Origin of the sequence: Cellulosimicrobium cellulans (genome assembly GCF_042723955.1) — a bacterium.
In the GTDB taxonomy this organism is placed as follows: Bacteria; Actinomycetota; Actinomycetes; order Actinomycetales; family Cellulomonadaceae; genus Cellulosimicrobium; species Cellulosimicrobium cellulans_H.
Window position 1 is genome coordinate 2,700 of the sequence record NZ_JBHXIC010000067.1, and the last position, 21,498, is coordinate 24,197.

General features: G+C 75.1%; 19 protein-coding genes. 10 read left to right on the forward strand and 9 right to left on the reverse strand.

All coding sequences use genetic code 11. From position 1 onward, the window contains the following. Positions 1-117: 117 nt before the first annotated feature. From ACFWH7_RS15990 to ACFWH7_RS16010, 5 genes are all read right to left on the reverse strand, one after another. Positions 118-1,110, reverse strand: a complete 993-nt coding sequence (locus ACFWH7_RS15990) for a siderophore-interacting protein (protein ID WP_378217760.1) — start codon at positions 1,108-1,110, stop codon at positions 118-120. 80 nt (positions 1,111-1,190) lie between these two features. Further along, positions 1,191-3,263: an iron ABC transporter permease gene (locus tag ACFWH7_RS15995; protein WP_378217799.1), complete on the reverse strand. Its 2,073-nt coding sequence runs from the start codon at positions 3,261-3,263 to the stop codon at positions 1,191-1,193. A gap of 217 nt (positions 3,264-3,480) precedes the next feature. Then, positions 3,481-4,482, reverse strand: coding sequence for an ABC transporter substrate-binding protein (locus ACFWH7_RS16000; RefSeq protein ID WP_378217762.1), 1,002 nt, complete (start codon positions 4,480-4,482; stop codon positions 3,481-3,483). Positions 4,483-4,594: 112 nt separating this feature from the next. Next, positions 4,595-5,455: an ABC transporter ATP-binding protein gene (locus ACFWH7_RS16005; protein ID WP_378217764.1), complete on the reverse strand. Its 861-nt coding sequence runs from the start codon at positions 5,453-5,455 to the stop codon at positions 4,595-4,597. A gap of 82 nt (positions 5,456-5,537) precedes the next feature. Next, positions 5,538-6,422, reverse strand: a complete 885-nt coding sequence (locus tag ACFWH7_RS16010) for an endonuclease/exonuclease/phosphatase family protein (RefSeq protein ID WP_378217767.1) — start codon at positions 6,420-6,422, stop codon at positions 5,538-5,540. A 127-nt stretch (positions 6,423-6,549) separates the two neighbouring features. On the opposite strand from ACFWH7_RS16010, the gene ACFWH7_RS16015 reads away from it, so the two are divergent. From ACFWH7_RS16015 to ACFWH7_RS16030, 4 genes are all read left to right on the forward strand, one after another. Next, positions 6,550-7,182, forward strand: a complete 633-nt coding sequence (locus ACFWH7_RS16015; RefSeq protein WP_378217770.1) for a nucleotidyltransferase family protein — start codon at positions 6,550-6,552, stop codon at positions 7,180-7,182. Positions 7,183-7,265: 83 nt separating this feature from the next. After that, on the forward strand, positions 7,266-7,715 hold the full coding sequence (locus ACFWH7_RS16020; RefSeq protein WP_378217772.1) for an SRPBCC family protein: 450 nt from the start codon (positions 7,266-7,268) through the stop codon (positions 7,713-7,715). 160 nt (positions 7,716-7,875) lie between these two features. Then, complete coding sequence (locus ACFWH7_RS16025) at positions 7,876-8,688, forward strand: alpha/beta fold hydrolase (protein WP_378217774.1); 813 nt, start codon at positions 7,876-7,878, stop codon at positions 8,686-8,688. Further along, positions 8,685-9,524: an esterase/lipase family protein gene (locus ACFWH7_RS16030; protein ID WP_378217777.1), complete on the forward strand. Its 840-nt coding sequence runs from the start codon at positions 8,685-8,687 to the stop codon at positions 9,522-9,524. The genes ACFWH7_RS16025 and ACFWH7_RS16030 overlap by 4 nt, the downstream gene beginning before the upstream one ends. Before the next feature lie 6 nt (positions 9,525-9,530). Here the strand turns inward: ACFWH7_RS16030 and ACFWH7_RS16035 are convergent, their stop codons facing one another. Together ACFWH7_RS16035 and ACFWH7_RS16040 are read right to left on the reverse strand one after the other, a co-directional pair. Continuing rightward, positions 9,531-11,741: a HelD family protein gene (locus ACFWH7_RS16035; protein ID WP_378217779.1), complete on the reverse strand. Its 2,211-nt coding sequence runs from the start codon at positions 11,739-11,741 to the stop codon at positions 9,531-9,533. Positions 11,742-11,844: 103 nt separating this feature from the next. After that, positions 11,845-12,726, reverse strand: a complete 882-nt coding sequence (locus ACFWH7_RS16040; protein ID WP_378217782.1) for a TrmH family RNA methyltransferase — start codon at positions 12,724-12,726, stop codon at positions 11,845-11,847. 86 nt (positions 12,727-12,812) lie between these two features. Between ACFWH7_RS16040 and ACFWH7_RS16045 the strand changes: the two genes are divergently transcribed. The 3 genes from ACFWH7_RS16045 (at position 12,813) to ACFWH7_RS16055 (ending at position 16,460) form a co-directional block, all read left to right on the forward strand. Beyond that, entirely contained in the window at positions 12,813-13,064 is a 252-nt protein-coding gene (locus ACFWH7_RS16045) for a type II toxin-antitoxin system Phd/YefM family antitoxin (protein WP_378217784.1), read from the forward strand. After that, a complete protein-coding gene (locus ACFWH7_RS16050) occupies positions 13,061-13,474 on the forward strand; it encodes a type II toxin-antitoxin system VapC family toxin (RefSeq protein ID WP_378217786.1) in 414 nt (137 codons plus the stop codon). Before ACFWH7_RS16045 ends, ACFWH7_RS16050 begins: the two co-directional genes overlap by 4 nt. Positions 13,475-13,544: 70 nt before the next feature. Beyond that, entirely contained in the window at positions 13,545-16,460 is a 2,916-nt protein-coding gene (locus tag ACFWH7_RS16055) for a cation-translocating P-type ATPase (protein ID WP_378217788.1), read from the forward strand. Here the strand turns inward: ACFWH7_RS16055 and ACFWH7_RS16060 are convergent. Together ACFWH7_RS16060 and ACFWH7_RS16065 are read right to left on the reverse strand one after the other, a co-directional pair. Then, positions 16,369-17,532, reverse strand: coding sequence for a glycosyltransferase (locus ACFWH7_RS16060; RefSeq protein ID WP_378217790.1), 1,164 nt, complete (start codon positions 17,530-17,532; stop codon positions 16,369-16,371). The two genes, ACFWH7_RS16055 and ACFWH7_RS16060, sit on opposite strands and share 92 nt — an antisense overlap. Continuing rightward, the gene (locus ACFWH7_RS16065) at positions 17,532-18,578 is read right to left on the reverse strand and encodes a phosphodiester glycosidase family protein (RefSeq protein WP_378217792.1); all 1,047 of its coding nucleotides are present in this window, start codon (positions 18,576-18,578) and stop codon (positions 17,532-17,534) included. Before ACFWH7_RS16065 ends, ACFWH7_RS16060 begins: the two co-directional genes overlap by 1 nt. Before the next feature lie 152 nt (positions 18,579-18,730). Here ACFWH7_RS16065 and ACFWH7_RS16070 point away from each other — a divergent pair, with 152 nt between their 5' ends. The 3 genes from ACFWH7_RS16070 to ACFWH7_RS16080 all read left to right on the forward strand — a co-directional run bounded on the left by ACFWH7_RS16070 (position 18,731) and on the right by ACFWH7_RS16080 (position 21,439). After that, on the forward strand, positions 18,731-20,497 hold the full coding sequence (locus ACFWH7_RS16070) for an FAD-dependent oxidoreductase (protein ID WP_378217794.1): 1,767 nt from the start codon (positions 18,731-18,733) through the stop codon (positions 20,495-20,497). Further along, a complete protein-coding gene (locus ACFWH7_RS16075; RefSeq protein ID WP_043653933.1) occupies positions 20,494-20,853 on the forward strand; it encodes a rhodanese-like domain-containing protein in 360 nt (119 codons plus the stop codon). The genes ACFWH7_RS16070 and ACFWH7_RS16075 overlap by 4 nt, the downstream gene beginning before the upstream one ends. 313 nt (positions 20,854-21,166) lie before the next feature. Further along, positions 21,167-21,439, forward strand: a complete 273-nt coding sequence (locus ACFWH7_RS16080; RefSeq protein WP_047233132.1) for a metal-sensitive transcriptional regulator — start codon at positions 21,167-21,169, stop codon at positions 21,437-21,439. Positions 21,440-21,498: the final 59 nt, after the last annotated feature.

Below are 21,498 nucleotides of genomic sequence, written 5' to 3' on the forward strand. Positions count from 1 at the left end.
CCCCGCCCGCCCCCCGCGCCCCCGCCGCCCGCCCCGCGCCGGCCCCCCCCCGCCCGCGCCCCGCCCCCCCCGCCGGCCCCCCCCCCCCCCCCACTTCTCTGATCTCGTGGAGGCGCGTCAGCTCTCCGCTCGGCCCTCGCGCCAGTAGCCCATGAACGCGACGGCGCGGCGGTCGACGCCGAGGTCGGTGACGAGGTGGCGGCGCAACGTCTTGATCGCGCTCGCCTCGCCCGCGAGCCACGCGTAGAGGACGGTGTCCTCCTCCAGCAGCCCGGGGACCTCCCACAGGATCGACGCGTCGACGTCGACGTCCTCGAGGTCCTCGGCGGTGCGGCACTGGGCGGGCGGGTCGGTCCCGAGGACGCCCGCGCCGAGGATGCGCGCGGCCGCCTCCTTGACGGCGGGCACGAGGCGCGCGCCGTGCGCGTCGTGCGGGCCGCCCGGGACGTCGTCGCGGGCCAGGAACGTCACGCGCACCCCGGGCGGCGTGACGAGGTCGCGCGCGTCGCCCACGTGCGGCACCTCGACGTAGACCTCGCCCCACGCGTCGGCGGGCAGGTCCTCGCAGATCGCGGCGATCGCCGGGAGCGCGGTCTCGTCGCCCGCGAGCAGGAGCGCGTGCGGGCGCGTCGGCGGGCGGAACTCGATGCCACCGGCCGGCCCGTCGAACGTCGCGTCCGGGCCGAGCAGGACGAGCGGCGTGCCGACCTCGGCGGCGAGCGCCCAGCGCGAGGCAGGGCCGGCGTCACCGTGCAGCACGACGTCCACGTCGACCTCGCGCGCCTCGGGGCGCACCGCGACGGTGGTGTACGTGCGCAGCGGGTTGCGACGCTCCTCCGGCTGGTCGCGCCACGCGGCGTACCAGGACTCGGCGTCGCGCACGAGGTGCTCGTAGCCGCCGTCGGCTGCGGGGAGCACGAACTTGATCCGCACGTCGAGGCCCGGGTCGCCGAAGAGGTCGAGCTCCGGGCCGGTGAACGTGAACCGGCGGAAGCTCGGCGAGAGCTGCTCGACGCGCGCCACCTCGACGTCGAAGAAGCGCCACGGAGCCGTCGCCCGGGCGACGGGACGACGGGCACGGGTGCGGGGTGCGACGACGGTCTGGCTCACACAGGTGAGGCTAACCTACGCACCCTCGGCGGGGTCAACCCGTCCGGGCCACGGATCCGGCCCCGGCACGGTGAGACGCGTCACGCTCCCCGGCCGCGGCTGCGCCACAGCAGGTAGACGAAGTACGGCGCGCCCAGGAGGGCCGTGCCGAGGCCCGCGGGGATCTGCTCGGGCGCAATGACGACGCGGCCGAGCGTGTCCGCGACGGACACCAGGAGCGCACCCAGCAGCATCGCGACGGGGACGACCCGCCCGTGCCGCGCGCCGACCAGCGCGCGTGCGGCGTGCGGCGCGACGAGGCCCACGAACGCGAGCGCCCCGATGGCGCACACGGCCGCTGCCGTGAGCAGCGCGGCGGCGGCGAGCAGGAGCAGGCGCGTGCGGTCGAGCGCGACGCCGAGGACGCGCGGGGTGTCGTCGTCGAGCGCCAGCACGTCGAGGTCCCGCCGGTACACCGCGGCCAGCGGCGTGAGCACGAGCAGCGCGAGCGCGACGGGGACGAGCTGCTCGAGCGTGCGCCCGTACGTGGAGCCCGACAGCCACGTGAGCGCGAGGTTCACGTCCCACGGCGCGACGACGACCACGAGCAGCGTGATGAGCGCCATGACCCCGGCCTGGGCGCCGATGCCGATGAGCACGAGCCGGTCCGAGCTGAGCCCGCCGCGGTAGGACAGCCCGTAGACGAGCCCGAAAACGGCGAACGCCCCGATCGCGGCGGCCGCGGACATGGGCCAGATCCCGACGCCGGGGACGAGGAGGATCATCGTCACGGCCCCGAGCCCGGCACCCGACGTCACGCCGAGCAGGCTGGGCTCGGCGAGCGGGTTGCGGCACACGGCCTGCACGATCGTCCCGGCGAGCGCGAGCGCGGCGCCGGCGAGCAGGGCGGCGAGCACGCGCGGGAAGCGCTGGTCGAGGACGAACGTCACGTGGCGCCCGGAGAGACCGTTCCACCAGTTGGCGACGTCGCCCAGCAGCACGACCCGGTCGCCGAGCAGCAGGCCGGCGACCGTGGCCGCGGCGACGGCGAGCGACAGGACGACGACGACCACGAGCACGCCCCGCCGCGAGCGCGGGCGGGTCAGGGATCCGTGCGCGCCGCGCGACGACGCCGGCCCGGAGTCGCGCAGGCGCCGCGCGAGCCAGATGAGCAGGATCGCGCCGAGCACGGTCGTCACGATGCCGGTCGGCACCGCGATGGAGAGCATGCCCGGCAGCAGCAGGCGGAGCAGGACGTCAGCGCCGAGGACGACGACCACGCCGACGATCGCGGCGAACGGCAGCAGCAGCACGTGCCGCCCGAGCCCAGGCACGCGGCGTGCGACGAGCCGTGCCACGACGGGCGCGGCGAGGCCGACGAAGCCGACGGGCCCCGCGACCGTCACCGCGATCGAGGCGAGGAGGACGGCGACGAGCACGGACAGGACGCGCGTGCGGCGCACGTCGACGCCGAGCACCGTGGCGGCGTCGTCCCCGAGGCCCAGGAGATCGAGGCGGCGTGAGAGGAGGAGGGCGGCCAGGACCCCGACCACGACGACGGGCGCCGCCATCGTGACCGTGCGCGTGCCCGACTGGACGATGGACCCGCTCCCCCACGCGAACAGGCCCGTCGTCTCCTGCTCGAACAGCACGAGGAGGACCATCGTCAGCGAGTGCAGCGCGAGCATGATCGCCGACCCCGCGAGCACGAGCCGGGTCGGGCCGTCCGCGCCGCCGCGCGCGAGGACGAGCACGAGCCCGGCCGCGGCGAGCCCGCCCAGGAAGGCGAGCCCGCCCTGGAGGTAGAACGGGATCGAGATGCCGAACGCCGCGACGACCACGACCGTGAGGTAGGCGCCCGCGTTGACCGCGAGCGTGTCGGGCGACGCGAGCGGGTTGCGCGCGACCGACTGGAGCACAGCGCCGGCGACGCCGAGCGCGACGCCCAGCAGCAGTCCGGCGAGGAGCCGCGGCACGCGCGAGGCGACGAGGACGGCGGCCGTCTGGTCGACGCCGTCGCCCCCGGTCATGAGGCGCAGCAGGTCGAGCGGGCCGACGTCGGCCGTGCCCTGCGTGAGGTGCACGGCGGCGAGCACCGCAGCGACCACGACCGCCACCACGAACGCCCCCGCGATCCCGAGGCGAGACGTCCTCGGTCGGGGCACGGTCGTCATCCGGCCCGTCGGGGTGCCGCCGTTCGCGCCACCCCCGTCGGTGGTCCCGTCGGTGCCCGGGACGACGGCCGGAGCCGGGTCCTCCAGGAGGAGGGTGTCCGGCTCCGCCGTCGTGCGCTGCTCGCGCCGCGTCACGGTGTCCTCGTCAGCACTGTGGTTCTCGTCAGCCTTCTCGTCGTCCGGGCGCGGCCGCGCCCGGTGGTGGTGCGGACCGGTCTCAGGCGGCCGTCAGCGCGTCCACGACCGCGTCGGCGTAGGCCGCCGCGGACAGCGGGCCGCCGAACATCCAGATGCCGTCGGGCAGACGGTGCACGTCCCCGGCCGTGACGAACGGGAGCTGCTCCCACACGGCGTTGCCGGCGAGGCCTTCCTCGAACGGGTTGGCCTCGGACTCGCTCGCGACGTAGAGGAACTGCACGTCGCCGAGCTGGGTGAGGCCCTCGACATCGGTCTGCGCGAGGCCGTAGTCCGGGTCGCCGCCCTCGGTCCACGCGTTGACGAGACCGAGCTCCTCGCCGATCGCGCCGAAGAACGAACCCGGCGTGTACATGCGGATCGAGACCGCACCGTTGGCGATCCAGCCGTCCGCCATGGTGAAGTCGGCGCCCCCGAGCCCGGCCTCGTCGAGCGCCGCGGCGGCCTCGGCGATCTTCGCGTCGTAGGTCTCGAGCGCCGCGGCGGCCTCGTCCTCGCGGCCCGTCACCGTGCCGAGCGTCTCGACCGTGGAGCGCATGTAGCCGATCGGGTCCGCACCGTCGGAGCCGCGCAGCGTGAGCACCGGCGCGACCTCCTCGATCTGGGCGATGACGTTCTCGGGCAGGTCCGTCGTCGTGACGACGAGGTCCGGCTCGAGCGCGGAGATCGCGTCGAGGCTGGGCTCGCCGCGCGTGCCGACGTCGGGCGTGCTCGCGTCGATCGGCGCGACCGTGTCCCACGTGTTGTAGCCCTCGACGTCGGCCTGGCCGACGGGCTCGACGCCGAGCGCGACGAGGTTCTCCGTGAGACCCCACTCGAGCGAGACGATGTCGGCGGCCGGGGCGTCGAGCGTGACCTCGCCGCGCTCGTCGGTGACGGTGACGGGGCCCGAGGCGGCGTCGGTCGTCGCGTCGGCGGCGTCGTCGGCGGCCGCGGGGTCCTCGGTCGTGCCGCACGCGGTGAGCGCGAGCGCCGTGGCGAGCGCGAGGGCGCCCGCGGCGAGGGAACGGGTGGTCGAGCGCATGGGTGTCCTTCGGGTTCGTGCCCGGACGTGCCGCGTCGGGCGGGCCGGTGGGCCGCGCGTCGGGGCCGGGCGGTGGGTGAGTACGAGGTACGTCGTGGGGTGGTGCGGAGGTTCAGACGAGGACGGCCGCGTCGAGCCGCGCGGCGTGCCGCCCGAGCGGCTCGCAGCACGTGCGCCCCGTGAGGGGGTGCGTGTAGACGTCGACATGGATGCCGTAGACCTCGGTGAGGAGCTCGGACGTCAGGACCTCGTCGGCGGGTCCGGTGGCGCGCACGACGCCCGAGTGGAGCAGGACGACGCGGTCGGCGACGGAGGCGGCCTGGTTGAGGTCGTGCAGCACGACGCCGACGGCCACGCCGTGCTCCGTCGCGAGGTCACGCACCAGGTCGAGCAGCTCGACCTGGTAGCGCAGGTCGAGGTAGGTCGTCGGCTCGTCGAGCAGGAGCACCTGCGTGTCCTGCGCGAGGCACGTCGCGAGCCACACGCGCTGGAGCTCACCACCGGAGAGCTCGTCGACGCCGCGGTCGGCCATGGTCGTGATGCCCGTGACGTCCATGGCGTGCGCGATCGCGCGCGGGCCGTCGGGGTCGTTCGAGCGGAACCGGCCGCGGTAGGGGTGGCGGCCGTAGGCGACGACGTCGCGCACGCTCACGCCCGACGGCGTGGGCCGGCTCTGCGACAGGAGCGTCACCCGTCGGGCGAAGTCCTTGGGGTGCAGGGCGAGCGCGTCCGGTGCGTCGTCGAGCGCGACCGTCCCGGCGTCGGGACGGTGCAGCCGCGCGAGCGAACGCAGGAGCGTCGACTTGCCCGAGCCGTTGGGGCCGATCAGGGCCGTCACGGCGCCCGGTGCGAGCTCGAGAGCGGCGCCGTGCACGACCGTGCGCGCGTCGTAGGACAGCCGCAGGTCGTGCCCGGCGAGCGCCGGGGCGCCGGATGCGGCGGCCGGGCTCGGGACAACTGAGGGTGCACTCACATAGGTGAGGCTAATCTATGCCGCCCGGTGAGAACCAGCCCCTCCGCGCCGTGTGACGCGGTTCACGAGCAGGGCGCACGCGTCAGTCCTCGGGCGTCCGGGCGCCACGCCGCCGCCGCTCCCCCGCACCGGCCGTCGGGGGCGCGTGGTCCTCGTCGGCCGCGTGCGCGCGCGTCGGGGACGCGTGGTGCTCCCCGCCCAGGGCGACGGGGACTACGAGCGCGCGGTGGTCGGACAGTCCCGTGTCGACCGCGACGGCGGGCTCCGTGGCGCGGACCGCGCCGTGCGCGAGCACGTGGTCGAGCTGGCGCGCAGGCTCGCCGACCGGGAACGTCGCGGCCGAGGCCAACGGCCGCCACCCGCTCGTGCGGGCCGCCTGCGGTGCCTCGATGTTCAGGTCGCCCAGGAGCACGACCGGCTCCCCGTCCGGGGTCTCCGCGGCGAGCGACCGGGTGAGCCGGACGAGCTGGGTGAGGTTGCGCCCGGGCACGAACGTCAGGTGCGTGCACGCGACGGTCAGCGGACCGCCCGGGGCCTCGACGCGCGCCACGAGCGCCGCGCGCGGCTCGTCGCGCACGAGCGTCGGCAGGCGGCTGCCCGGGAACCGGACCGGGACGCGCGTGCGCGGCGGGGGCAGCAGGACCGTGCGCCACGCCGTGACGGGGAACCGGCTCACGACGGCGATCCCGTAGGCCGCCCGGCCCGGCTGGTGCGCCCCCGTCGGCGCGGTCCACACGCCGGGCTCGCCGACGAGCGTCGCGACGAACCGGTGCTCGACGGCGCCTGCCGCCTCGGCCGCGACCGCCGTGAGGTCGGCGCGGTGCGAGCGCGGCTGGTCCCGGTCCACCTCCTGGAGCGCGAGCACGTCCGCGTCGAGGTCCCGGACGGCGCCGGCGAAGCGGTCGACGTCGACCCGGTCGTCGACGAGCGACCGCCCGTGCAGGATGTTGAACGTCGCGAGGCGCACCCTCCCGATTCTGGGCACGGCGGCGCGGGGTCGCACGCGCACGGGTGCGGTCCGACGCAGCGCCGCGGGTGGGTGCCAGAAGCCCGCGCGACGTGCCAGCGCACCGGGGGTGGTGTAGACCCTGGGCATGGTGGACGACAGGGACGCGCTGCACGACGGCCTCCGCATGACCGCCGCGGCGCTCGCCGAGGCCGAGATCCCGCACGCCCTCGTCGGCGGGTACGCCGCGTGGGCGCGCGGCGCGCCGGAGCCGAGCCACGACGCCGACTTCGCGATCCGCGAGGTCGACGTCGACCGCGCGCGCGAGGTGCTGCGCGACGCCGGGCTCGAGATCACGGAGCCGACGGAGAACTGGCTCTTCAAGGCGTACCACGGAGGGGAGCTCATCGACATCCTCTACCGGATGGTCGGCGAGCCGATCGACGACGCCCTCCTCGCCCGGACCGACGAGCTCGAGGTGCTCGCGGTCCGCATGCCCGTGCTGTCGGCGACCGAGATCATGACGTCGAAGCTGCGCGTCGTCGGCGAGCACTACTGCGACTTCTCGCGGCTGCTGCCGGTCGCGCGCGCGATGCGCGAGCAGATCGACTGGCCCGAGGTCCGTGAGCGGGTCGACGACAACCCGTACGCGCGCGCGTTCCTCTTCCTGCTCGACGAGCTGGGCGTCGTGGACGCGGAGCAGATGGAGGACGACTCGCTCGGCGGGCGCCGGGTGTCGGCGGAACCCGCGTCCGGGGACCCGTCGAACGCCCTCGAGTGAGCGGGGCTCGTCTCGACGCGCGAGCGAACGCGACCCCGGAAAGGGTGTAGAGGTACCGCCCGCTACCCCTGGAGGTCACACCGATGAGCACGGTCACCCAGTCGATCGACGTCGACGTCCCCGTCCGCACGGCCTACGACCAGTGGACGCAGTTCGAGGAGTTCCCGCGCTTCATGGAAGGCGTGGAGGAGATCCGGCAGCTCGACCCGACGCACACGCACTGGAGGACGAAGATCGGCGGCGTCGAGCGCGAGTTCGACGCGGAGATCACGGAGCAGCACCCCGACGAGCGCGTCGCGTGGAACAGCACGTCCGGCCCGGACCACGCGGGAGTCGTGACGTTCCACCGGCTGAACGACGCGCAGACCCGCGTGACCGTCCAGCTCGACTGGTCGCCCGAGGGCGTCGTGGAGAAGGTCGGCGACGTCCTCCAGCTCGACGAGCGTCGCGTGAAGGGCGACCTCGCCCGGTTCAAGGAGTTCATCGAGTCCCGCGGGACCGAGACGGGCGCCTGGCGCGGAGACGTGAGCTGACGCCCCGACGTGCAGCCCCGCCGGTCACCGGCGACGCGACGGAGCGGGTCCGGTTCGCCGGGCCCGCTCCGTCGCGTCCGGCGGCTTTCGCCCGGGATCGGTCGGAGGTCGGACGCCGTCCGCCGCGCGCGAGGCGGACCGCACGCGCCATCCTGGTGCGATGACCGCGCACGCCCCGACCCGCTCGGGACCGGAGACCGTCGACGTGCGCTGCCCGGTCGGCGACCTCACGGCCGTCGCGCACGTGTCGGGCGCGGACGCGCCGGAGCTCGCCGTGGTCCTCGTGCACGGCGTCGGGTCCTCGTCCCGCGCGTTCGACCCCGTGCGGCGCGCGCTCCTGCGCCCGGGCGCCGGGCCGACGGTCGCGGTGCACGCGGTCGACCTCCCCGGTTTCGGCGCGGCCCCGCGTGCGCGACGGAACGTGCCGATCGAGGAGCACGCGGCCGTCGTCGCGGGCTACGTGCGCCGGCACGTCCTCGGCGCCCCGACCGGCCCGCCTCCCGCGGTCGTGCTGGTCGGCCACTCGATGGGCGCCCAGGTCGTGGGGCAGGCGATGGCCGACCACCCGCGCGAGGCGCCCGCCGGTGTGCTGATCGGCCCGACGGCGGACCGGCAGGCCCGCTCCGCGCCGCGCCAGGCGCTCCGGCTCGCGCGCGACGCCGTCGGTGAGCGGCCGCGCGCGCTCGCGACGCTCGCCGTCGACTACGTGCTGCGGTGCTCGCTGCCGTACTACGCGCGCCAGGTGCGGACCATGCTGGGGCACCGGCTGGAGGAGGTGCTGCCGCGTGTGCCGGGCCGCGTCGTCGTGCTGCGCGGCGTGCATGACCCCGTCGCGCCGCGCGCGTGGGTCCGCGAGCTCGCCGCCGCCGCGCCGCACGGCACGTTCGGGGAGGTCCGCGGCCGGCACCACGCGATGGACGCCGACCCGGAGGGTGTCGTCGCCGCCGTCCTCGCCGCAGGAGGGCTCGGGTGAGGGCGCCGCGCTGGGCGGGGACGCTGCGGCTGCGCGATCGCGCGGCGGACTACACGTACGTCGCGGCACGCCAGGTCGCAGGCGCGCTGCGGCCGCGGCGTCCGGTCCCGGTCGGTCCCGGTGGCCACGACCCCGTCGTGCTGCTGCCCGGCGTCTACGAGACGTGGCAGCTGCTCGCGCCCGTGGCGACGGCGCTCGCGCGCGCGGGGCACCCCGTCCACGCGGTGCCCCGCCTCGGGTACAACCGGCGCCCGTTCGCCGAGGCCGCCGACCGCACCGCGGCCTTCCTCGTGGAGGCGGACCTGCACGACGTCGTCCTCGTCGCGCACAGCAAGGGCGGGCTCGTGGGCAAGCGCGTGATGCTGTCGACCGCCGGGACGCGTGTGTCCGGCATGGTCGCCGTCGCGACGCCGTTCAACGGCTCGAGCTACGCGCGCTACCTCCTGGGACGCACGCTGCGCGCGTTCTCGCCCCGGGACGCCGCGCTGCTCGCCCTCGCCGCGGAGCGTGACGTCGACGCCCGGATCACCGCCGTCTACCCGCGCTTCGACCCGCACATCCCCGAGTCGGGGCGGCTCGAGGGTGGGCGGAACGTCGAGCTGCCCCTCGCCGGCCACTTCCTCCCGCTCGGCGACCCGTCGCTGGTCGAGGTCGTGGCGCGGGGGGGGGGGGGGGGGGGCCCGGGGGGCCCCCCCCCCCCGGCCCCCCCCCCCCCCCCCCCCCCCGGGGGCCCCCCCCGCCCCACCCCGGCGCCGGGGGGGCCCCGTGTCGGGGTGTGGTGGGGGGGGGGGGCGGTGTGGCGCGCGGGGGCCCCCTCCCCAACACCCCGCGGCTGACCCTCGTCAGCCGGAGCCGGCCGGTGCGCCCACGCTGACACGCGCGAGCTCCTGCGTGCACCGGGTCATCGCGACGTACAGCCCGTTCCAGCCGCGCGGCTCGGCGGCGATGCCGTCCGGGTCGACGACGACCACCGCGTCCCACTCGATCCCCTTCGCCTCCGAGGTGCTGAGCACGGGGACCCCGCTCACGGCGGCACCCAGGTGGCCCAGCCGGTCGCGCGGCGCCACGACGCCGACCGAACCGCCGTCGTACCTCTCCGCGAGGCGCACGACCTCGGCGGCGACGGCCGTACCCAGCTCCGCGTCCGAGGTGCCGGCGGCCACGACGACGTCGCGCGGCGCGACCCCGGCGTCGCGCACCGCGCGGGGCGGCGCGTTGCGGCTGCCCGCCGCGCGCAGCACGGGCCCGACGAGCTCCATGACCTCGCGCGGCGTGCGGTAGCAGATCGTCAGGTCCGCGCGGTGCCAGCGCTCGCCGAAGACCGGCCCGACGACGTCGGCCCAGTCCGTGTGGCGGTGCGGCGCCTCGGTCTGGTCGACGTCCCCGACGGCGGTCACCGAACGCGTCGGGCAGCGACGCAGCACCATGTGCCACTGCATGGGCGAGAGCTCCTGCGCCTCGTCGACCACGACGTGCCCGTAGACCCAGCCGCGGTGCGTCGCGGCCCGCTGCGCGAGGAACTCGCCCTGTTCGCCGGGGGCGTCCGGGGTGCCCAACGCGTCGGCCAGCGCGTCGAGGAGCGGGACGTCGCTCGGTGCAAGGCCCGTGGGCTCGTCCGTCACCCGACGGACCTCCGCGGGCGTGAGTCCGGGTGCGTGCCGCGCGAGCAGCGCGGTGTCCCCCAGCAGGTCCGCGAGCGCCGTGCGCGCGTCGGTGACGGGCCACCAGGCGTCGAGGACCGCCGTGAACCCGGCGTCGCGCGCGAGCTCGCCGCGGAGACGGTCGAGGTCGTCGTCCGTGAGCTCGCCGTCGACGTCACCGCCGCGCGCGCCGGTCGTCGGGGCGCGGTCGTCGCGCACGGCGAGGCCGGCGTCGAGCGTCCCGAGCACGTCCTCGAACCCCTCCTCGACGCGTTCGAGCATCTCGGCGTGCTGCGCCGCGGCCTCGTCGACGAGCGCGTGGAGCACGAGGTCCACGGCCCGGCGCCGCGCGGCGAGCACGCTCCGGCCGCCCGCGCGGACGGCCCGGAGGACCTGCCCGACCCGGGCGGCGTCGAGCGTGAGCGGCTCGCCGTCGAGGCGCACCGTGAGCGCCCGCGCGTCCGGGACGAGGGCGTCGGCGTACCGGGCGACGACGTCCTGCCAGAGCGCGCGGCCCTTGAGCTCGGCCACGTCGCGCGACTCGTCGCGCTCCGGCACGACGCCGGGGACGAGCGTGTCGCACGTGGCCGAGACGACGGCCGTCTCACCGAGCGCGGGCAGCACCTGGGCCACGTACTCGAGGAAGCGCGTCGACGGGCCGAGCAGGAGCACGCCGCGCTCCGCGAGGTGCGGGTGCGTGAACAGCAGGTAGGCCACGCGGTGCAGCGCGACGACCGTCTTGCCCGTCCCTGGGCCGCCCTGCACGACGAGCGTCTGCTCGGCCGGGGCGCGCACGATCGCGTCCTGCTCGACCTGGAGGGTCGCGACCGCGGTGCCCATGCGGCCCGTGCGGCGCTCCGAGAGCGCAGCCAGGAGCGAGCCCTCCCCCACGAGGCCGTCCTCGTCGTCCGCCCCGGCCGCCGCCCCGTCGAGCGGCTCGTCGTCCACGCCGGTGACCCGGTCGCCCGCGGTCCGCACGTGCCGGCGCCGTGCGAGGCCCTGCGGCTCGCGCGCCGTCGCGGTGTAGAAGGCGCGGGCGCCGTCGGCGCGCCAGTCCAGCACGAGCGGGTCCGCGTCATCGTCAGGCGCGGCGATGCCGACCCGCCCGACGTGGCGCGTGACACCGTTCACGGTGTCGACGCGGCCGAAGACGAGCCCGCTCTCCGCGCGCTCGAGCTCGGTGCGCCGACGGCGCAGGCCGGCGCGCCGCGAGCGTTCGACGACGTCCTCGGCGCCGGGGCGGTCCGGGCCGGCGGGGACGGCGAGCTGCGCGTCGAGCTCCGCGAGGAGCTGAGACCGGCGCGCGAGCGCGACGTCGAGGTGCTGCTGCTCCTCCGCGACGGCGTGGGTCGCGGGATCGCGGTGGTCGTGGTGATCGGTGTCAGGCAGGGACGGGGAGGGCTGGACCGGCACGAAACCTCTTCTCGTACGACGTACGGACACGGACCCAACGCGCCGCCGCACCCGATTTGTTCCCGGGTGCTGGACGCCGATCTCCGAGACGGGCCGGCCAGGGTCAGGACACGCGCGTCGCCCAGAACGCGACCGCCGACGCCGCGGCGACGTTGAGCGAGTCCACTCCCCCGGCCATGGGGATCGTCACGACCCGGTCGGCCGCCTCGATCGCGCCGCGGGACAGCCCGTCGCCCTCCGTCCCGAGCACGAGCGCGAGCCGCTCGGGCGGGTCGGCCACGACGTCGTCGAGGCTCACCGCGTCGTCGGCGAGCGCGAGCGCGGCGACGACGAAGCCCTCCGCGCGCAGCACGTCCAGCCCACCCGGCCACGTCTCGAACCGCGTCCACGGCACCTGGAACACCGTGCCCATACTCACGCGCACGGAGCGCCGGTACAGCGGGTCGGAGCAGCGCGGCGAGACGAGCACGGCGTCCACGCCCAGCGCGGCTGCGGAGCGGAAGATCGCGCCGACGTTGGTGTGGTCGACGATGTCCTCCAGCACGGCGACGCGCCGTGCCCCCGTGCCGCCCCGGGCGGTGGAGAGCAGGTCGTGCACGGTCGGTAGCGGCGGGCGGTGCATCGCCGCGAGCGCCCCGCGGTGCAGGTGGAACCCGGTGATCGCCTCCAGCACGTCCGGCGCACCGACGTAGACCGGGACCTGCTCGCCGGTCCCACCGGGCGCGTCGTCGAGGGGCAGTACCGCGATGTCGTCGGCGAGGTCGTCGAGCCAGCGCTCTGCCATGAGGAACGACCGTGGCCGGTGCCCCGCGGCGAGCGCGCGCCGGATGACGGTCGAGCTCTCGGCGATGTAGAGGCCCTTCTCGGGCTCGTGCTTGGACCGAAGTGCGACGTCGGTCAGCCGGTTGTAGTCCGCGAGGCGGTCGTCGGCGGGGTCGGTGACGTGCACGACCCGCAGGTCGGCCCGGGTGCTGGTCTCGCTCACGCGACGATTCTCCCAGCACCGCCATGAGCCTTGGTCGCCACGGCCTTCCTGTCTAGACTGTCCAGACTGGACGAGAGGAGCGCGCCATGAGCTGGCAGGTACAGGACGCAAAGCAGCGCCTCAGCGAGGTGCTGCGCGAGGCCGAGAACGGGCCACAGGTCATCACCCGGCACGGTAAGGAGATCGCTGTCGTCGTCGGCATCGACCTGTATCACGAGCTGGCCGGCGTCCGCGTCGAGCTCGCCGACTACCTCCTGAACGTCCCCGAGGCGGACGACCTCGAGATCGAACGGGACAGGACGCCGATGCGAGAGCTCGATCTCGGGGTCGAGGCGTGAGGTACCTGCTCGACACGAACGTCGTCTCCGAGCTTGCGCGGCCCCGTGCCGACGAGCAGGTGGTCGCCTGGCTCCGCGGGCTCCGCACGCACCAGATCCACCTCTCGGTGCTGACCATCGGCGAGATCCGCACGGGAATCCAGCGACTGGCCTCCCGCGACGCGCGACGAGCCTCCGCACTCGAGACGTGGGTCCGGGGTCTGGAGGACTCGTACGGCGATCGCCTGCTACCCGTGACGCTCGAGATCGCGCAGCGATGGCCAGCCGTGCATGCGGCGCGCCCGCTACCCGTCGTCGACTCGCTGCTCGCGGCGACCGCGCTCGCCCACGGGCTCACGGTGGCGACGCGGAACGTTAAGGACTTCGTCGACAGCGGCGTCCCCGTCGTGAACCCGTTCTCCTCCCCCTGACCGGTGCCGTGGCACGGCTCACGGTCTTTCGTCTCTCGCGCGATCCGGGCATCGGGGGTCGAATAGGGGCATGGGATCCGCGCCGGACGCTGCACCGACCCCCGCCACGACGGACTCGTCGACCTCCGCAGGCGCCGTCGAGCGACTGCTCGACGCGCCGTGGTCGCGCCCGCCCGACGAGGTCCTGGCCGAGCTGGGCACGGACGCGGGCGGGCTCTCGAACGCCGACGCTGCGGCGCGCCTCGCGGAGGTAGGGCCGAACCGCCTGCCCCCGCCGCAGCGCGACCCGCTGTGGAAGCGGATCCTCGTCCACTTCGACGACGTCCTCATCTACATCCTGCTCGTCTCGGCGGTGCTCAAGGCGATCCTCGGCGACTGGGTCGACTTCACGGTCATCCTCGCGGTCGCGGTCATCAACGCGGCGATCGGGTTCATCCAGGAGGGCCGCGCGGAGAGTGCGCTCGAGGGCATCCGCAACATGCTCTCGGTCAACGCAGAGGTGCGGCGCGACGGCGCGTGGGCGCGCGTGGACGCCGACGACGTCGTGCCGGGAGATGTCGTGCGCGTGCGCTCGGGCGACCGCGTGCCCGCGGACGTGCGGCTGATCCAGGCGACGAACCTGCGCGTCGAGGAGTCGGCGCTCACGGGCGAGTCGGTCGCGGCGGCGAAGAAGGTCGACGCGGTCGGTGCGGACGCGGGCGTGGGCGACCGGTCGAGCATGCTCTTCTCGAGCACGCTCGTGGCGGCGGGCCAGGGTGTCGGGGTCGTCACCGCGACGGGCACGGCGACCGAGATCGGCCGGATCCAGACGATGATCTCCGAGGTCCGCAGCCTCGCGACGCCGCTCACGCGCCAGCTCGACCGGTTCGGCAAGCTGCTCGCGGTGCTCATCCTCGCGATGGCCGTCGTCATGGTGATCATCGGCCGCGTCTTCCACGACTTCACCGTCCCGGAGCTGATCTCGGCGTCGATCGGCTTCGCGGTCGCCGCGGTGCCGGAGGGACTGCCCGCGCTCGTGACGATCACGCTCGCGCTCGGCGTGCAGCAGATGGCCCGCCGCCGCGCGATCACGCGCAAGCTGCCCGCGGTCGAGACGCTCGGGTCGGTGACCACGATCTGCTCCGACAAGACGGGCACGCTCACCAAGAACGAGATGACCGCGCGCACGGTCCGCACGAGCGGGCGCACGTTCGCGGTCGCGGGCGCCGGATACGCACCCGTGGGGGACGTGACCGTGCCCGACGACGCGTCTCGCCCCGGGGCGGTCGCCGCACCGGGCGAGGTGGACGGCTCGGGCGACGCACCGGCGTCGGGCACGCGGCACGCGGACCTCGCGGACGACCGGGACCTCGCGGCGCTGGCGACCGTCATGATGCTCTGCAACGACGCGCGGATCGTCCCCGACGAGTCGGACGCCGACGGCTGGCGGCTCGTGGGCGAGCCGACCGAGGGCGCGCTGCGCACGCTCGGCATGAAGGCCGGCGTCGACCCCACGGGGTGGCGGCGCGTCGCCGTCGTCCCGTTCGAGTCCGAGAACAAGTTCATGGCGACGCTCGACGCCGACCCCGACGGCGGCCTGCACGTGCACGTCAAGGGCGCGCCGGACCGCGTGCTCGACCGGTGCACGACCCAGGTGGGCGTGGACGGCGGCACCGAACCGCTCGACCGCGCGTTCTGGGACGCGCAGATCGACGCGCTCGGCGGACGCGGCCTGCGCGTGCTCGCCGCGGCCCGGCGGACCGCGGCCGCGGGCACCGACGACCTCGACGTCGACGACGTCGCGGACGGGCTCGAGCTGTGCGGGCTCGTCGGCATCGTCGACCCGCCGCGGCCCGAGGCGATCGAGGCCATCGCCGAGTGCCGCGACGCGGGCATCCGCGTGAAGATGATCACGGGCGACCACGCGGGCACGGCCCTCGCGATCGGCCGCGAGATGGGCATCGTGGACCCCCACGACGGGACCGGCGAGAACGTCGCGCCCGCCGTGCTCACCGGCCCCGAGCTCGAGGAGATGAGCACGGAGAAGCTGCGCCAGGTGGTGCGCGACGTCGACGTCTACGCGCGCACGAGCCCCGAGCACAAGATCCGCATCGTCTCCGCCCTGCAGTCGCACGGCGAGGTCGTCGCCATGACGGGCGACGGCGTGAACGACGCCCCCGCACTCACCCAGGCCGACGTCGGCGTCGCGATGGGCATCAAGGGGACGGAGGCGACCAAGGAGGCTGCCGAGGTCGTGCTCGCCGACGACAACTTCGCGACGATCGAGCGGGCCGTGAAGGAGGGGCGGCGGATCTACGACAACATCCGCAAGTCCGTGCTCTTCCTCCTGCCGACCAACGGCGCGCAGTCGCTCGTCATCCTCGTCGCGGTCCTGTTCGGTCTCACGCTGCCGCTCCAGCCGGTCCAGGTCCTGTGGATCAACATGATCACCGCCGTCACGCTGTCCCTCGCGCTCGCGTACGAGAAGGCGGAGCCCGACGTCATGCGCCGCGCACCGCGCGACCCCAAGGCGTCGATCCTCGACGGCGCGTACGTGCGGCGCATCCTGCTCGTCTCGCTCCTCATCGGCGGCGCGACGATCCTGCTGTTCTACGTCGAGCGGGCCCAGGGCGTCCCGATCGCCGAGGCCCAGACGACCGCCGTGACGATGCTCGCGCTCGGCCAGCTCGCGTACCTGTTCAACTGCCGGTTCCTCGACCGGTCGAGCCTCACGCTCGACGTGCTGCGCGGCAACCGCGTCATCTGGATCTCGGCCGTGACGCTCCTCGCGCTCCAGGCCGTGTTCGTCTACGCGCCGTTCATGCACTCCTGGTTCGACTCGGCCCCCATCGACCTCGCGGAGTGGGGCAAGACGGTTGGGCTCGCGATCGTCGTGTTCCTGCTCGTCGAGGTGATCAAGTGGGTCGGCCGGCGCTGGACCGCGCGCGACCACGTGCCTGCTCTCGTCGAGCGCCACGACGCCGGTCAGCGCGCCGTCCAGGGGTGAGGCGAGCGAACACGACCCGCCGCTGCACCTCGTAGCTCGTCGCGAAGAGGGCCGCATCGGTGCCGATCTTCGCCGCGAGGAGCGGCACGCCGAGCCCGGTCAGCAGCGCGAGCAGCCCGTAGCTCGCCCAGAGCAGCACGACCGCGAGCGCCGCGTACCGCACGACGGCGGCGCGCAGCGGGACGTCACGCCCACCCGCGAACACGAGGCGACGGTTGACGGCGAAGTTCACGCCCGCGCTGAGCAGGCGCGCGCCCACCACGGCCGCGAGGAGCGACCCGGTGAGCGCGTGCAGCAGGAGCAGCCCGAGGACGTCGACCGCGGCCGACCCGAGCGACGACGCGGCGAACCGCAGCAGCGGTGCCCACACGCGCAGCGAGTCGGCGACGGGCCGGAAGTGGGAGGACGCGTTGTCGTCGAGGTAGACCGTCGCCACGTCCACCTCGACGATCCGGCGGCCCGCGCGGGTCGCGTCGAGGAGCGCCCGCAGCTCGCACTCGTACCGGTCGCCGCGCACGCCCAGCAGGTCGTCGAGCAGGCTCGGCCCGTAGGCGCGCAGACCGGTCTGGGTGTCGCGCACGCGGGTCCCCGTCGCGGCCGTGAACGCCCAGCGCGTCGCAACGTTGCCCACGCGGCTGCGGAGCGGCACGTCGCCCGCGAAGCGTCGCGCGCCGAGCACGACGGCGTCGGGCTCGCTCTGCGACCGTGCCGCCACGCGGAGCACGTCGAGGACCGTGTGCTGCCCGTCCGCGTCGGCGCACACGACGCCGTGGCCGGGCAACCGGTCGCGCACCCACCGGACGCCGGTGCGCAGCGCGTGACCCTTCCCGCGGTTCACCGGGACCGTGAGCACGACGGCGCCCAGCGCCCGTACCGCGCGGAACACTCCCCCGCACCGCCGGTCGCTGCCGTCGTCGACCACCACGACCGGCAGCCCAGGGAGCGCGGCCCGCAGCGCGTCGACGAGGGCGACGAGGCGCGCGTCGGGCTGGTACGCCGGGACGACGACGGCGGTCCGGGCAGCGTCCACGCTGAGGGCGGTCGCCGTCGCGTGCATGGTCGCTGCGGCCATCACGCACCGTCCGCGACGTAGAGCACGTCGGACGTGCCGCGCTCACGACCCTGCGACGGGCTGTTGACGACCTCGCCGTCGAAGTACAGGGTCGAGGACCCGCCGCCGTCGATGTTGTACGCGGTCGTCGCGCCGAGGTCCTGCAGGATCCCGGCGAGCTCGGTCATGGTGACACCTCGCGAGTAGCCCTCCTGGCGCCCGTCCACGACGACGAGCACGAGGTGGTTCTCGTCGACCACCCCGATCGCCGTGCGGGGCTGCTCCCCCTGGATCGAGTGGTTCCCGACGTTCGTGTCGACCTCGACGTCGTCGATCCCGGCCACGACGTCGCCGTCCTCGAGGAGCGCGGGCCCGAACGACAGCGTGTTCCACACCCCGGCGTCGACGAGGCTCTGCGCGTCGGTCGACGTCTCGTCGTAGACCTCGACGTGGCCGTCGCGATAGAGCGCGAGGCCCTCGCGCGCACCCTCGTCCCGGTACACGACGTCGTTGCGGATGACGATGCCGGTGTCACGGAAGCCGTAGTAGTCGCCGTTGATCGCGAGGACGGCGTCGTGGTCGGCGGCGATGTCGGACGTCGTCTCCGTGATGTTCGTGCCGAACGCGTCCTGGGCGAACGCGGAGCGCAGGTCCGTCATGTCGGAGAGCACGACGTCGGCCACGTAGTACGTCACGGTGTCGTCGCCCGAGCCGGTGGTGACCCGGGAGACCGTGATGCTCGTGCCGTCGGACGTGTACGTGTCGCCGTCGACGGTCGCGGTGCTGGTCGAGGCGTCGTCCGAGCCGTCGGTCGAGGCGCTCCGGCCGTCACCCGCCGTGGCGCCCTCCGACGCCCCGCTCGACGCGTCGGTGCCCAGCGCCGCCTCGTACGCCGACACGTCGGCGACCTCGACGTGCTCGACGACGAACCGGTCCAGCGCCCACGCCGTGGCGCCTCCCAGCGGGAGCAGCACGGCGAGGACGGCGACGAGCGCGGCACGCCACCGTCGTCGCCGCCGGGCGGCGGGTGGGTCGTGCGGGGTCGGTGCCGGGGAGTGGGTGCTCATGGTGCGTGTCTACGGAGCGGGCGTGTGCCGCGCGGATGGCGTGGCTGTTCGTCGGCTGTGAGAGGTCCGCTCACCGCCCGGAGACGTCCCGTGACGGACCTCTCAGCCCGTCGGCTTGCGTCGAGGGATACCCCCGGGGGTATCGTCGAGCCATGATCCCCCCGACCCCAGGCTCGACGACCCGCCCGTCCGACACCGACGACCCGCGCCGCATCGTCGTCGTCGGGGGCGTCGCGGGCGGCATGAGCGCCGCCGCGCGCGCCCGCCGCCTCGACGAGCACGCGTCGATCGTCGTGCTCGAGCAGTCCGACCACGTCTCGTTCGCGGGCTGCGGCCTGCCGTACCAGGTGTCGGGCGAGATCGCGGACCGCGATTCCTTGCTGCTGCACTCCCCCGGGTCGCTGCGCGCGAGCCTCGACCTCGACGTCCGGACCCGGCACCGCGTCACGGCGATCGACCGGACCGCGCGGACCGTCACCGTCGCGGCCGAGGACGGGACGTACGCGCTCGCTTACGACGCGCTCCTGCTCGCACCGGGCGCGACCACCGTCCTCCCGCCGGTCGCGGGCCTCGACCACCCGGCGGTGCACACGCTGCGGACGATCGCGGACCTCGACGGGCTCGCCGAGCGGCTCGCGGGCCTCGAGGCCGAGGTCGCGGCCGGGCGCACCGCCCCGGTGCGCGCCGTCGTCGTCGGCGCGGGGTTCATCGGGCTCGAGGCCGTGGAGGCGCTCGTCACCCGAGGGCTGTCCGTCGACGTCGTCGAGCGCGCCGACCAGGTGCTCCCGCCGCTCGAGCCGGACCTCGCGCCGCTGCTCGCCGACGAGCTGCGCGCCCACGGCGTCGGGCTGCACCTCGGGACCTCCGCGAGCGCCGTCGTACCGCGGCACGACGGCGCGGACCACGCCGTCGCGCTCGAGCTCGCCGACGGCACGGTGCTCGACGCCGACGTCGTGCTCGTGAGCGTCGGTGTACGGCCCGCGAGCGACCTCGCCGCGGCAGCCGGGCTCGCCCTCGGGGAGCGCGGCGCGATCCGCGTCGACGCCGACCAGCGCACGTCCGACCCGCACGTGTGGGCCGTCGGCGACGCGGTCGAGGTCGTGCACGCCGTGACGGGGGCGACGGGCCCGGTCCCGCTCGCCGGTCCGGCCAACCGCCAGGGTCGGCGCGCCGCGGACTCGATGCTCGGCCACAGGACGACGCCGCAGGCGCCCGTGCTCGGCACCGCGATCGTCCGCGTGTTCGGGCTCACCGCTGCGGTCACGGGGCCGAGCCACGCGAGCCTCACGTCCGCCGGCGTCGCGCACGAGCAGGTCCGCGTCCACGCGGCCCACCACGCGGGCTGGTTCCCCGGGGCCGAGCCCGTCCACGTGACGGCGAGCTTCGCGCCCGACGGCCGCCTGCTCGGCGCCCAGGCCGTGGGCCGCGCCGGAGTCGACAAGCGCATCGACGTCCTCGCCACCGCGTTGCGCGCCGGCTTCACCGCCGACGACCTCGCCGAGCTCGAGCTCGCGTACGCCCCGCCGTACGGCGCCGCCAAGGACGTCGTCAACATGCTGGGGTTCGTCGCGCAGAACGTGCTCGACGGCACCATGCCGCAGTGGCACGCGGTCGACCTGGAGGAGGTCGTCGCGACGTCGCTCGTGCTCGACGTCCGGTCGCCCGCCGAGCACGCGGGCGGCCACCTCGACGGCGCCCTCAACGTGCCGCACACCGAGCTCCGCGAGCGCCTCGACGAGGTGCGCGCCGCCGCGGCGGGGCGCCCCGTCGCCGTGCACTGCGCGAGCGGCGTGCGCTCCTACCTCGCCACCCGCGTCCTGCTCGCCGCCGGGCTCGACGCGCGCAACCTCTCCGGCGGCTGGCTCACCCTGACCACCACGCCGCGCGCCGCGCGCACCCTCGAAGGAGTCCCCGCATGATCGACCGCCTCCGCCGCCTGTTCTCCCGCTCGTCCGACGACGGCGGCGTGCGCCCGACCGTCGACGCCGCCACGGCGGTGCAGCTCGTCCGCGACGGCGCGACGCTGCTCGACGTGCGCGAGCGCGACGAGTGGCGCGCCGGGCACGCACCCCAGGCCGTGCACGTGCCGCTCGCCGACGTCCCGTCGGCCGCGCCCCGACGCCTCCAGGACGGAGCGACCGTCGTCGTCGTGTGCGCGTCCGGGATGCGCTCGCGCACCGCGGCCCGCCAGCTCCGGTCGCTCGGCTACGCCGCGACGAGCCTGTCCGGCGGGCTCGGCGCGTGGCAGGCCGCGGGCGGAGCCGTGCGACGCTGATCCTGCACGACCCGCGCCTGTCCCGGCCGAGCACCTAACCCGACCCCGACCCCAAGACCGAACCCACCCCACACCCGAGGAGACACACCGTGTGCAGTCCCGCCCTGTGCCGCACGTGCGGCAAGACCACCTGGACCGGCTGCGGCATGCACGCCGACGAGGTCATGGCCGAGGTGCCGCCCGAGCAGCGCTGCACCTGCGGCTGACGGCAGCCCGTGGGACGCGCGGCACTCCTGGCGCCGCGCAGGCCGCTGCCGACCCACCGAGACGAACCACCGAGACGAACCACCCCGACGAACGCAGGAGAACGACCGTGGAGCTCGACCGCACCGACATGGACAAGGTCGTCAACCGGCTCAAGCGCGCCCAGGGCCAGCTCGCGGCCGTCGTGCGCATGATCGACGAGGGGCGGGACTGCGAGGACGTCGTCACGCAGCTCTCCGCCGTGTCGCGCGCGCTCGACCGCGCGGGCTTCGCGATCATCGCGTCCGGCATGCGCCAGTGCCTCACCGAGCCGGCCGAGGACGGCGAGGACCCGACGCTCGACGTGGCGAAGCTCGAGAAGCTGTTCCTCTCGCTCGCCTGAGCGCCGGTCCTCCGTCGTCTCACGCAGAGGCCCCCGTCGGTCCACCCTCAGGTTGTCTC

Excerpts from the sequence above, each read along its gene's own strand:
- ACFWH7_RS16055 (WP_378217788.1), top strand. The coding sequence starts at position 13,545 with ATGGGATCCGCGCCGGACGCTGCACCGACCCCCGCCACGACGGACTCG.
- ACFWH7_RS16075 (WP_043653933.1), top strand. The coding sequence starts at position 20,494 with ATGATCGACCGCCTCCGCCGCCTGTTCTCCCGCTCGTCCGACGACGGC.
- ACFWH7_RS16015 (WP_378217770.1), top strand. The coding sequence starts at position 6,550 with ATGGTGGACGACAGGGACGCGCTGCACGACGGCCTCCGCATGACCGCC.
- ACFWH7_RS15995 (WP_378217799.1), bottom strand. The coding sequence starts at position 3,263 with ATGACGACCGTGCCCCGACCGAGGACGTCTCGCCTCGGGATCGCGGGG.
- ACFWH7_RS16065 (WP_378217792.1), bottom strand. The coding sequence starts at position 18,578 with ATGAGCACCCACTCCCCGGCACCGACCCCGCACGACCCACCCGCCGCC.
- ACFWH7_RS16070 (WP_378217794.1), top strand. The coding sequence starts at position 18,731 with ATGATCCCCCCGACCCCAGGCTCGACGACCCGCCCGTCCGACACCGAC.
- ACFWH7_RS16045 (WP_378217784.1), top strand. The coding sequence starts at position 12,813 with ATGAGCTGGCAGGTACAGGACGCAAAGCAGCGCCTCAGCGAGGTGCTG.
- ACFWH7_RS16020 (WP_378217772.1), top strand. The coding sequence starts at position 7,266 with ATGAGCACGGTCACCCAGTCGATCGACGTCGACGTCCCCGTCCGCACG.
- ACFWH7_RS16000 (WP_378217762.1), bottom strand. The coding sequence starts at position 4,482 with ATGCGCTCGACCACCCGTTCCCTCGCCGCGGGCGCCCTCGCGCTCGCC.
- ACFWH7_RS16025 (WP_378217774.1), top strand. The coding sequence starts at position 7,876 with ATGACCGCGCACGCCCCGACCCGCTCGGGACCGGAGACCGTCGACGTG.
- ACFWH7_RS16060 (WP_378217790.1), bottom strand. The coding sequence starts at position 17,532 with ATGGCCGCAGCGACCATGCACGCGACGGCGACCGCCCTCAGCGTGGAC.